Consider the following 11,518-nt stretch of genomic DNA (forward strand, 5'->3'; position numbering starts at 1 on the left):
CCCACGAGGGTAATGCAGAAGAGGGGGTGCGGCATCCGCACCGCAGCCGAGTATCGAGAGCGTCTGAGCCCGTCGCTGTGGGCGTTGGTCGCCGCAGCCGTGTGCGGCCCCATGGCGGCCGTCGTCTTCTCCCCGCTCGACACGACCTTGGCCCTTTTCATCGGGCTGCTCGTGTCGGTGGCGATCGTGACGGGCCTTCTCGCGCTCGCACCGGTCATCGAGATCCGTGACGGGGAGTTCCGAGCGGGACGGGCGCACATCCCGGTCGATCTTCTGGGCGTTCCCACCGGCGTCATCGCCGAAGAAGCGCGTACCGCCCGTGGGAGTGGTCTCGACCACCGGGCGTGGCATGTCATCCGGGGCGGGATCGACGGGATCGTCACGGTTCCCGTGATCGATCCCGATGATCCGACTCCGTCGTGGGTGGTGTCCACCCGCACGCCGGACCGCCTGGTGGCGGCGATCCAGCGCGCTCAGGTCAGGCTGCGCACTCCAGGCAGATGAAGCCGGGGCCGCTCTCTTCGGCGATCTGCGAACGGTGCTTCACGAGGAAGCAGTTCATGCAGGTGAACTCGTCTTCCTGAGGGGGAAGCACGACGACATCGAGCTCGATGTCGGAAAGGTCGGCGCCGGGCAGTTCGAAGCCCGAGGGGTTATCGGCATCCTCGTTGTCGATCGACCCCGACGCCTTGTCAGGCACGCGCTCCTTGAGGGCCTCGATCGACTCGCTGTCGTCCTCGGTCTTGCGCGGTGCGTCGTAATCGGTTGCCATGCGTGCAGGTCTCTACTTCCGGTTTTCGTGGTGCTGTGCCCCATCGGGTGCCCGATCGGGCGGCCATAGTTTGCATGACCCGTCCTCGATAAGCAAATGCTCCGAGACGGGCGTGCGTGTCAGGCCTGACGGGAAACTCGCGGCGCGCCCGCGATATTCCCGGATGCGGACCGTGTGCGTGTCAGCATGAACGCTGACCGCAGATCGGAGGGGTGTTTCGTATGGAACAGCTCAAAGTCATCGGAACCGAAGATGACGTCCTCGTCGTGGCGACGCAGGCGGGCGAACGCTTCGCCCTCGCGCTCGATGAGGTGCTGCGCGCTGAGGCGCGCCGTGCGCGTCGGGACCGCGAGGACGACGACCGTGCCCCGCGCCCGAGCCCCCGAGAGATCCAGGCGCACATCCGCGCCGGCCTGTCGGCGCGCGAGGTGGCGACGCTGCTGAACGCCCGCGTCGAAGACGTCGAGCGTTTCGAGGGACCCGTGCTCGCGGAGCGCGAGCACGTCGTCGCCCAGGCGCTGGCCGTCCCGGTCCTGCTGGGTGGCACTCTCGAGCACGACTCCCCCATCACCTTCGGTGCGGCCGTCCGGGCGAAGCTCGCCGAGGCCGGCGCCTCCGCCGAGCGGTGGACGAGTTGGAAGGAGTCGTCGGGCTGGTCCGTCAAGCTCGAGTTCACCGCCAACGGCATCGACCACGACGCGCGCTGGAGCTTCGACCCGCGCCGCAGCATCCTCTCGCCGCAGAACGCCGACGCGATCCAGTTGTCGCGGCAGGGATCGCTCCCCGAGGGGCTGATCCCCCGTCTGCGCGCTCTCGACAACGTCTCGAAGGACGACTCGCGGTTCGACAGCGGAGCCTTCGGGCCCCGCCGCATCGACATCGACGACGAGCCGGGCGTCGAGGCGACCGGTCCCGTCGCCCCGGCCGTTCAGGCTGCGGCGATCAAGCGAGCGCCCGATGCCCCCGTCACCTCGGCCGAGACCGCCGATCTGCTCGAGGCACTGCGTCGTCGACGCGGACAGCGCGAACCTCTGCCCGGCGCGACCGAGATCGAGCCCGAGCCGCGCCCCTCGTCGAGCGCCCCCGTGGCCCTGTTCGACGCCGTCGAGCCGGGGTACGCCGACGATGTTGACGAGTCCGCGGGCGAACCCGAGCGACCTTCGTCCGACAACGGCCGCCGGACGAAGGGACGTCCGTCGATGCCCTCGTGGGACGAGATCGTCTTCGGGGCCCGCTCCGACGAGAGCTGACGCGGGTCCTCCCCCGGCTCACGGCGCCGCAGACGCCCCTTCGGAGTGAGGGGGCCGGATGCCGGCATCCGGCGCACTCCGACAGGCTCAGGCGAACGCGCCGAGACGCAGCAGCGGAACGGTGCGTTCCTCGTCGGTGAGCGAACCGTGCTGGCCGACCATCCGCTGCGGACGCTTGTCCGCCTCGCGGTCGTCGTAGTACGCGAAGCGCCCCCGCGCGGCGACCAGGACGTCCCCGATCCGGGGACGCACGTCCTTGTCGACGGCCCCGAAGAGGCCCGCCGCGATCGCCTCATCGCGCGTCATCACCCAGGCCCGTGCGGCCTCGGTCTCGCGCCACAGGGAGGCCACGGCATCCGCTCGTCCCTCGTCCGTGTAGAGGTGGAGCATGCGGGGCTCGCCGCCGAGGAGGGCGACGCCGTCGAGGCGCGGATCGCCCTCGCGCAGCAGCACATGCTTGTGGGCGGGGACGTCAACCATGCCGTGGTCTGCGGTGATCAGGACGCCCGTGTGCGCGTCGATCCCGTCGGCGAGGCGTCGGGCCGCGGCATCCACCCGCTCGAGGGCGTCGGTCCAGCGATCGGATTCCCACCCGTCGCGGTGACCGGCCGTGTCGAGCTCGGGGGCGTACAGGTAGGTGACCGATCCCGGATGCCGTGCCGCCAGGTCGGCCGCGAGACGCACACGCTCGTCGAGGTCGTCGGAGGGGAAGAACTCGGCCCCGCGCAGTGTCGCCTCGGTGAAACCGGTGCCCGTGTACGAGGGACGCGACACCACGAAGCTCGGTCGTCCCGCGGCGGCGCGGCGGGCGAACAGCGGCTCGGAGCGCTGCCAGGTGTGCGGGTCGAGACCGTCGGTCTCCCACCCGTGCAGCTGGTTCGGGGCCTTGTCGGTCCCCGGGATGCGTGCGCGATAGCCGACGATGCCGTGCACGCCCGGACCGGTACCGGTCAGAAGACTCGACAGGGCCGCGGCGGTGGTCGAGGGGAAGACGGTTCGGGCGACATCGCGCCGACCGCCGACCGAGCCGAGGAAGCGCGCGTGCCCGCGACGGGCGGCCAGGTTGTGCGAGCCGAGGCCGTCCACGAGCATGACGATCGCGCTGCGCGCGGGCGCGAACCACTCGGATTCGCCGGTCAGCGCGGCGATCGACTGCTCCACCACACCGGTGAGGCTCCGGGAGCGCGGCGGGTCCGCCGGTAGGCTGAGTGACATCGGGCCCAGTCTCCCACAGGAGCCCCGATCCCCGTCGAGACGCGACGCCCGCCCGACCCGAGGCCGTACCTATGCCCGATTCCCGTTCATCCTCCTCCGCGACGTCACCCGTCGTCGAGCGCATCGAAGATGTCGATGTCTCGACCGAGATGCAGGGGTCGTTCCTCGAGTACGCCTACTCGGTCATCTACTCGCGGGCCCTTCCCGACGCCCGCGACGGACTCAAGCCGGTGCAGCGCCGCATCCTGTACCAGATGGCGGAGATGGGGCTGCGACCCGACCGCGGGCACGTCAAGAGCGCTCGCGTCGTCGGCGAGGTGATGGGAAAGCTCCACCCCCACGGTGACGCCCCCATCTACGACGCCCTCGTGCGCCTCGCGCAGTACTTCTCGCTGCGGGTGCCGCTGGTCGACGGCCACGGCAACTTCGGCTCGCTCGACGACGGTCCCGCCGCGCCCCGCTACACCGAGGCGCGCCTAGCCGCCCCGGCGATGGCGCTGACCGAGAACCTCGACGAAGACGTCGTCGACTTCATCCCCAACTACGACGGGCAATTCCAGCAGCCCGAGGTGCTGCCGGCGGCCTTCCCCAACCTGCTGGTGAACGGCGCGACGGGCATCGCGGTCGGCATGGCCACGAACATGGCCCCGCACAACCTCATCGAGGTCGTCGCCGCCGCGATCCACCTGCTGCAGCATCCGGATGCCACCGTCGAAGAACTCATGGAGTTCGTGCCCGGCCCCGACCTGCCCTCGGGCGGCATCATCGTCGGTCTCGACGGCATCAAAGACGCGTACACGAACGGTCGCGGCACGTTCCGCACCCGCGCGAAGGCGTCGATCGAGTCGCTCGGTCCGCGCCGCACCGGAATCGTCATCACCGAACTGCCCTACCTCGTCGGCCCCGAGCGCGTGATCGAGAAGATCAAAGACGCGGTGCAGGCGAAGAAGCTGACCGGCATCGCCGACGTCACCGACCTCACCGACCGCAACAACGGCCTGCGCCTGGTGATCGGCATCAAGACCGGCTTCGACCCCAAGGCCGTGCTCGAGCAGCTCTACCGCCTCACCCCGCTCGAGGACTCCTTTGGTATCAACAACGTCGCCCTGGTCGACGGTCAGCCGCAGACGCTCGGCCTGCGCGAGATGCTGCGGGTGTACATCGATCACCGCATCCGTGTCGTCACGCGGCGCAGCGAGTTCCGCCTGGCGCGAAAGCGCGAGCGGCTCCACCTGGTCGAGGGTCTGCTCATCGCGATCCTCGACATCGACGAGGTCATCCAGGTCATCCGCTCCTCGGACGACGGTGAGCAGGCCCGCACGAAGCTGCAGGAGGTCTTCGACCTCTCGCACCTGCAGGCCGAGTACATCCTCGAACTGCGCCTGCGCCGCCTGACGAAGTTCTCGCGCATCGAGCTCGAGGCCGAGCGCGATCAGTTGAACGCCGAGATCGCACAATTGGTCGAGCTGCTGGGCAGCGAGACGCTGCTCCGTCAGCAGGTGGCCAGAGAATTGGATGCCGCGGCCGACGCGTACGGCACCCCTCGCCGCACGATGCTGTTGAACGGTGGGCCCGTGCAGCCCCGCTCGGCGCGGGCCGCGGCCGCTGCCGCCGACCTGCAGATCGCCGATGCCCCCTGCCGCGTGTACCTCTCGGCCACCGGACGCATGGTCCGCGCCGAGCTGATCGCCGACGCGCCCGCCGGTGGGGTCGTTCCGCCCGCGCGCCGCTCGAAGCACGACGCGATCCGCTCCTCGGTCGATACGACCACGCGCGGCGACATCGGCGCCGTGACCTCGGCCGGTCGTCTCGTGCGCTTCTCGCCGGTGGACCTGCCTTCGGTCCCTGCGAACTCCGTCCAGGTCGCCGCGGGCACGAAGGTCGAGCAGTACCTTCCGCTCGCGAAGGGCGAGAGGGTCGTGGCCCTCGTGCCGCTGATCGACTCCCCCACCATCGCGCTCGGCACCGAGCAGGGTGTCGTCAAGCGCGTCGCGGCCACCGAGCTCGGCACGAAGGACGAGATCGAGATCATCTCCCTACGCGACGGCGACCGGGTGGTAGGCGCGGCTCCGGCCGGCGACAACGCCGAGCTCGTCTTCGTCGCGAGCGACGCGCAGCTGCTGCGTTTCGAGGCCTCTTCCGTGCGGCCTCAGGGCCGATCCGCGGGCGGGATGGCCGGCATCCGCCTCTCCGACGGCGCCCGGGTGATCGACTTCGCCGTCGTCGGGGCCTCGGCCTTCGACGCGGTGGTCGTGACCGTCGCCGGGTCGTCGGCGGCTCTGCCGGGCACCGACGCCGGCAGCGCTAAAGTCTCGGCTTTCACGGAGTTCCCCGCGAAGGGGCGCGCCACCGGAGGCGTGCGCGCCCAGCGCCTGTTGCGCGGCGAAGACGGCCTCGTGCTCGCCTGGGTGGGCACCGATCCGCGCGCGGTCGGGCCCGACGGCTCGGTGCGTGCGCTTCCGGATGTCGGCGCGAAACGCGACGCCTCGGGTCAGCCCCTCGACGCCGTCGTCGGCGCGATCGGCACCGTCGTCCGCTGAGGCGCCTCCGCCGGTGCGCGTCCCTGGGGTGTGTGCAATGGCGGGAGTTTCGGGCGGCGCGCCGGTGGGGCCGAGCCGCGCGCGGCGTGTCGGTCGTGGCATCCGCGGTTGTGCTCGGGTGGGACGTGATGGCCCCAGCGGCCGGCAGGCTCAGACGTCGATGCGCTCGCGCGCGAGCCGGTCGCTCGAGTCGATGATGAACTCGCGGCGCGGGGCCACGTCGCTGCCCATGAGCAGGTCGAACACGGATGCCGCGGCCTCCATGTCCTGCACGCGCACGCGGCGCAGCATGCGGCCGGCGCGATCCATGGTCGTGGTCGCGAGCTGATCGGCATCCATCTCGCCGAGACCCTTGTAGCGCTGGATCGGCTCCTGCCAGCGCTTGTTGCCGCGCTTGAGCTTGGCGAGCAGCGCGTGCAGCTCCTGCTCGCTGTAGGTGTAGATCGTCTCGTTGGGCTTGGTGCCCGGGTTCATGACGATCACCCGGTGCAGCGGCGGGACGGCGGCGAAGACACGCCCCTCTTCGACCAGCGGCCGCATGTACCGGAAGAACAGCGTCAACAGCAGCGTGCGGATGTGCGCGCCATCGACATCGGCGTCGCTCATCAGGATGATCTTGCCGTAGCGGGCGGCGTCGAGATCGAACGAGCGTCCGGAGCCCGCACCGATGACCTGGATAATCGAGGCGCACTCGGCGTTCGACAGCATGTCGCTGATCGAAGCCTTCTGCGTGTTGAGGATCTTGCCGCGGATCGGCAGCAGCGCCTGGAACTCGCTGTTGCGCGCGAGCTTGGCCGTGCCGAGCGCGGAGTCGCCCTCGACGATGAACAGCTCGGAATCGTTGACATCGTTCGAGCGGCAGTCGACCAGCTTGGCGGGCAGCGACGACGACTCGAGGGCGTTCTTGCGTCGCTGGGTCTCTTTGTGGGTGCGCGCGGAGATGCGCGCCTTCATCTCGGAGACGATCTTCTCGAGCAGCTGAGCCGTCTGCGCCTTGTCGTCGCGCTTGGGCGAGGCGAAGCGGGCCGCGAGTTCTTTCTGGACGACGGATGCCACGATCTGGCGCACCGCCGGGGTGCCGAGCACCTCTTTGGTCTGGCCCTCGAACTGCGGCTCGGGCAGACGCACGGTGAGCACCGTGGTGAGACCCGCCAGCAGATCGTCCTTCTCGATCTTGTCGTTGCCGACCTTGAGCTTGCGGGCGTTCTGCTCGACCTGCGCGCGCAGCACCTTCATGAGCCCCTGCTCGAAGCCCTGCTGGTGCGTGCCGCCCTTGGGCGTGGCGATGATGTTGACGAATGAGCGGGTCGTGGTGTCGTAGCCCGTGCCCCAGCGCACCGCGATGTCGACCTCGCACTCGCGCGAGACCTCGGTCGGGATCATCGATCCGCCGGGCTGCAGCACGGGCACGGTTTCGGTGAAGGTGCCGGTGCCGGTGAGACGCCAGGTGTCGGTGACCGCCGCGTCGGGCGCGAGGAAGTCGGCGAACTCCGAGATGCCGCCGTCGAAGCGGTAGCTCGTCTCGACGCGCTCGTCACTCCGCTCGTCCTGCACGACGATCTCGAGCCCCGGCACGAGGAACGCCGTTTGGCGCACGCGCTGCACGAGCTCGTCGAGCCCGAAGGTCGCGTCTTTGGTGAAGATCTGCCGGTCGGCCCAGTAGCGGATGCGCGTGCCGGTGACTCCGCGCGGCGCCTTGCCGATCACGCGCAGTTCACTGCTGCGCTCGAAGGGGGTGAACGTCGAGTCGGGGGTGTCGCCCGAGAAGAGACCGGGCTCGCCGCGGTGGAACGACATCGCGTAGGTCTTGCCGCCGCGGTCGACCTCGACGTCGAGTCGCTCCGACAGCGCGTTGACGACCGACGCGCCCACGCCGTGCAGACCGCCGGATGCCGCGTACGAGCCACCGCCGAACTTGCCGCCGGCGTGCAGCTTGGTGAAGACGACCTCGACACCCGTCAGACCCGTGCGAGGTTCGACGTCGACCGGGATGCCGCGGGCGCGGTCGCGCACCTCGACGCTGCCGTCGGCGTGCAGCACGATGTCGATGCGCGAGCCGAAGCCGCCGAGGGCTTCGTCGACGGAGTTGTCGATGATCTCCCACAGGCAGTGCATGAGACCACGGGAGTCGGTGGACCCGATGTACATGCCCGGGCGCTTGCGCACGGCTTCGAGGCCCTCGAGGACCTGCAGATGATGGGCGGAGTACTCGGACGTCACGATCTCCCAGCGTAATCGGGGGCACCGACATCGCCTGCCAGACACACAGCAAGGTCGGGTCGCGTACGCGCAGAGCGAAATGTGATCAAGCCGCGGCATAGGGGAAACATCCGCGTGGTTGTATATGCAGACTCGCCCACGACCACCTGAGGAGGGCACCCGACATGACCACCACGACTGCACCCGAAGCGTCAGCCGTCCTCGATCACCGCCTGACGGCGGCCGATCGCTGCGACTCCTGCGGCGCACAGGCGTACATCGCCGCTGAAGTGAACGGCAGCGAGCTGCTGTTCTGCGCGCACCACGGCCGCAAGTACGAAGAGAAGCTCCGCAGCGTCGCCACCTCGTGGCACGACGAGACGGCGCGACTCAACGCCGCCGACTGAGACCATCACCTCGAAACGGGCCCCCGCACGCACGAAGTGCGTCGGGGCCCGTTCCGCGTTTCAGGCGTCGGTGGAGGTGTAGTCGCGCGGAACGGTCGGCGACACGCGCAGCGCGATCTCCTCGCCGATCGTGTCGATCAGTTCGGCCAGATCGGTCGCCGTGTGCAGAGCCGCGGGACCGAACAGGGCGATCTCGTCGCCGGGCTGAGCGCCGGCCCACGGGGCGAGCACCGTCTCGGTCGGCGCGATCGCCTCGACCCGTCGCGGCCCCCCGGGGGTGACAACGTCGAATCGCCCGCCCAGGGCGCTGGGCAACCCGTGCAGACTTCCGAGGTCGAGGTGCACGCCCGCGGCATCCACCGCCGTCACCGTGGCCGACAGCGTCGCGATCGGCTCGATGCCGAGCTCCCGCTCCCCCGGGCCGCCGGCGGGACGGATGCCGTACGAGAACGCCCCGACCCGCACGATGTCTTCGCGGAACTCGTCGCGCGCGAACCCTGCCGCACTGGCGGCCAAGTGCGAGAAACGCGGGTCGAGCCCCGCGGCGCGCGCCGTCTCGCGCGCGGCCAGGAACACCGCTCGGGCGTCGTCGTCGTCGGCATCCGAGGCCTCGGAGATGTGCGACCAGATCCCCTCGAAGGCCACCCGGCCCGCGGTGACGAGCTCCGAGGTCTGCGCGAGAGCGGCCTCCCATCGTTCGGGACGGATGCCGTTGCGGTGAAGGCCCGTGTCGATCTTGAGGTGCACGCGCTCGGGCCGGTGGGCCTCGAGCCGGGACAGGTCGTCGAGGAGCGCTTCGTCGCCGATGCCCAGGTCGAGGTCGGCCGCGATGCCCGCGGCCAGATCGTCGGATCCGCCGATCAGCCACACGAAGATGCGCACGTCGGGACCGGCGATGCGGCGAACGGCCGCCCCGGTGACGACGTCGAAAGCGCCGATCCAACGGATGCCCTCCGCGACGGCCCGCGTCACGATCGGCTCCAGACCGTGGGCGTAGGCGTCGTCCTTGACGACGAGCATGTGCGCCGCGGGGGCCACGGCCTCTCGCACGCGACGGAGGTTGCGAGCGAAGGCGTCGAGGTCGACGCGGTAAACGGCGCTCACGCGGTCACCCGCCGATCGGCGCGGACGCCCACGACGGCGACGATCTCGGCGGCACCGAGCCCCGTGGCATCCGTCCACTCCTCGAGCGAGGGGTTCCCCTCTGCGGGGTCGCCGAAGTAGACGACCTCCGCTCCGCGCGGCACAGCGGCGTGCTCGACGTCCACGACGCAGACGTCCATGGCCACGCGCCCGACGATGCGGTGCCGGCGCCCGTCGATCGCGACCGTGGCGGCGTTCCCGAGCGAGCGCACCACGCCCTGCGCGTAGCCGCCGGTGACGAGGGCCACGGTGGTGTCGTGAGGAGCGCGGTGCGTGTAGCCGTACGAGACGCCCTCGCCGCGCAGGAGCGGCTTGATTCCCAGAGCGCGTCCGCGCAGCGACATCACGGGCTGTGCGTGCGAGCCGGGCAGGCCGAACAGGACCGCTGCGTCGAGGGGCGCGGCATCCATCCCGAGATCCGAGAGCACGGATGCCACCCACTCGGCGCCGTGCCCCCACGCGTCGGCGGCGAGAACGTCGTCGGCGCCACTCGCGGTGCCGGCGGCGAGGGCGAGGGGCGCGTTGCGACGCAGGGCCGACTCGGAGACGAGGGCCACCGGGGCCACTCCGCCGGCCGCGGGCAAGCGGGCAGGGAGCGTGGAGGTCACCCCTTTAGACTAACGGGGTCCTTCGTCCCCGACCTCGGAGCCTCATGCCTCAACAGGGTTTCTCCCCCGTCACACGCCTGCGTTACCTCGCCGGGCGGGCCCGCCGCATCGACGTCGGATCCGTCGTCGAACGAGCCAAAGAGGCCTCCGCGCAGCACGGCAAGGCCCTGCCACTCGTCGTCGCGGACATGCTCTTCCAGGCCGGTGTCAAGAACGTCGGCTTCCAGGACTACATCGACTACGACTTCGCGATCCTCACCCCCGCCGAGCGCGCGACGTACATGACGCACCCGGTCTCGAACCAGATCTCGCAGAAGTACGACCACCCCGACTACCGCGGCCTGTTCCAGGACAAGGTCGAGTTCGACAAGACCTTCAGCGAGTTCCTCCGTCGTGACTGGATGGTGGTGAATGCCGGCAACGCCGACGAACTGCGCGCCTTCACCGAGCGCCTTGGAACCATCGTCACCAAGGAGCCGGTCGGTCAGGCCGGCACCGGCGTGCACCGGTATCACGCGGCCGAGGTCGACGACTGGAGCGCCTTCCACCGCGGACTGCTCGAGCGCGGGGAGATCCTCGTCGAAGAGGTCATCCGCCAGCACGACGACCTCGCGGCCGTCTGCCCCGGCACCGTCAACACCACGCGCGTCACCGCGTTCTTCGACGGACAGAAGACCCACATCCTCGCAATGGCGCAGAAGTTCGGCCGCGGCGCGGTGAGCGACCAGATGACCTTCGGCGGCTTCTACACGATGCTCGACGAGAACGGCCATGCGCTCGGCGCCGGCTACGACTCGCACGGTCACGTGCACGAGCTGCACCCCGACTCGGGCGTGCGCATCGCCGACTTCCAGCTGCCGATGATCGACGAGGTGAAGGCGTTCGTCGACCAGGTCGCCCGCGTCGTCCCCCAGGTGCAGTACGTCGGTTGGGACATCGTCGTCGGCCCCGACGGCCCCGTACTCGTCGAGGGCAACTGGGGCGCCGGTGTCTACGAGAACAAGCCGAGCGTGACCGGAATCCGCACCGGGCACAAGCCGCGCTACCAGGCCGCCATCGGGTTCTGATCCCGGATGCCGAGAGGCCCGTCCCCCGCGTGGGGGCGGGCCTCTGCTGTATTCCGTCGGCGCGAAAGATGCTCACTCCCTCGGTCCCCCGCCCGGTGGCGCGCGGCGTGAACACCTACCGGGGCCGCGTGGTGAGTACGCCCCACACGCCGCAGCCGCGCGTGAGTGTCGCGAGCCGTTCGTTTGCCGCAAAGGGCCGCCTGGAGTGGCCGGTGGCGTGCATCTGCGGGACATGAGAGTCGTGCGCTGCGTGAGCGCCGCGGGCCGTTCGTTTGCCGTAAATGGGCGCCTGGAGTGGCCGGTGGCGTGCATTTGCG

The 11,518-nt window shown here is 69.9% G+C and carries 10 protein-coding genes; 5 read left to right on the forward strand and 5 right to left on the reverse strand.

Annotation, left to right across the window (positions count from 1 at the left end):
* Positions 1 to 12: 12 nt before the first annotated feature.
* Positions 13 to 504 (forward strand): DUF3093 domain-containing protein, encoded by a 492-nt coding sequence (locus AB6V31_RS16555; RefSeq protein ID WP_056231549.1) that lies wholly within the window; start codon positions 13 to 15, stop codon positions 502 to 504.
* On the opposite strand, the gene AB6V31_RS16560 is transcribed toward AB6V31_RS16555, so the two are convergent.
* Positions 479 to 772: a DUF4193 domain-containing protein gene (locus tag AB6V31_RS16560; RefSeq protein WP_056231545.1), complete on the reverse strand. Its 294-nt coding sequence runs from the start codon at positions 770 to 772 to the stop codon at positions 479 to 481. The genes AB6V31_RS16555 and AB6V31_RS16560 overlap by 26 nt on opposite strands.
* A 221-nt stretch (positions 773 to 993) precedes the next feature.
* Here AB6V31_RS16560 and sepH point away from each other — a divergent pair, with 221 nt between their 5' ends.
* Positions 994 to 2,022: a septation protein SepH gene (gene sepH, locus AB6V31_RS16565; RefSeq protein WP_074694960.1), complete on the forward strand. Its 1,029-nt coding sequence runs from the start codon at positions 994 to 996 to the stop codon at positions 2,020 to 2,022.
* 87 nt (positions 2,023 to 2,109) lie between these two features.
* Here the strand turns inward: sepH and AB6V31_RS16570 are convergent, their stop codons facing one another.
* On the reverse strand, positions 2,110 to 3,237 hold the full coding sequence (locus tag AB6V31_RS16570; protein ID WP_074694961.1) for an alkaline phosphatase family protein: 1,128 nt from the start codon (positions 3,235 to 3,237) through the stop codon (positions 2,110 to 2,112).
* 71 nt (positions 3,238 to 3,308) lie between these two features.
* Here AB6V31_RS16570 and AB6V31_RS16575 point away from each other — a divergent pair, with 71 nt between their 5' ends.
* The gene (locus AB6V31_RS16575; protein ID WP_369366979.1) at positions 3,309 to 5,777 is read left to right on the forward strand and encodes a DNA topoisomerase (ATP-hydrolyzing) subunit A; all 2,469 of its coding nucleotides are present in this window, start codon (positions 3,309 to 3,311) and stop codon (positions 5,775 to 5,777) included.
* Between the two features lie 150 nt (positions 5,778 to 5,927).
* Here AB6V31_RS16575 and AB6V31_RS16580 read toward each other — a convergent pair whose 3' ends face one another.
* A complete protein-coding gene (locus tag AB6V31_RS16580) occupies positions 5,928 to 8,000 on the reverse strand; it encodes a type IIA DNA topoisomerase subunit B (RefSeq protein WP_143017885.1) in 2,073 nt (690 codons plus the stop codon).
* A 161-nt stretch (positions 8,001 to 8,161) separates the two neighbouring features.
* On the opposite strand from AB6V31_RS16580, the gene AB6V31_RS16585 reads away from it, so the two are divergent.
* On the forward strand, positions 8,162 to 8,383 hold the full coding sequence (locus AB6V31_RS16585) for a hypothetical protein (protein WP_056231527.1): 222 nt from the start codon (positions 8,162 to 8,164) through the stop codon (positions 8,381 to 8,383).
* 60 nt (positions 8,384 to 8,443) lie between these two features.
* Here the strand turns inward: AB6V31_RS16585 and AB6V31_RS16590 are convergent, their stop codons facing one another.
* Together AB6V31_RS16590 and AB6V31_RS16595 are read right to left on the reverse strand one after the other, a co-directional pair.
* Positions 8,444 to 9,487: an alanine racemase gene (locus AB6V31_RS16590; RefSeq protein WP_369366981.1), complete on the reverse strand. Its 1,044-nt coding sequence runs from the start codon at positions 9,485 to 9,487 to the stop codon at positions 8,444 to 8,446.
* A complete protein-coding gene (locus AB6V31_RS16595; protein ID WP_369366983.1) occupies positions 9,484 to 10,134 on the reverse strand; it encodes an alanine racemase C-terminal domain-containing protein in 651 nt (216 codons plus the stop codon). Before AB6V31_RS16595 ends, AB6V31_RS16590 begins: the two co-directional genes overlap by 4 nt.
* 44 nt (positions 10,135 to 10,178) lie before the next feature.
* On the opposite strand from AB6V31_RS16595, the gene AB6V31_RS16600 reads away from it, so the two are divergent.
* Complete coding sequence (locus AB6V31_RS16600; RefSeq protein ID WP_369366985.1) at positions 10,179 to 11,201, forward strand: sugar-transfer associated ATP-grasp domain-containing protein; 1,023 nt, start codon at positions 10,179 to 10,181, stop codon at positions 11,199 to 11,201.
* Positions 11,202 to 11,518: the final 317 nt, after the last annotated feature.

The organism is Microbacterium sp. 16-032 (assembly GCF_041079455.1).
Classification (GTDB): domain Bacteria; phylum Actinomycetota; class Actinomycetes; order Actinomycetales; family Microbacteriaceae; genus Microbacterium; species Microbacterium testaceum_A.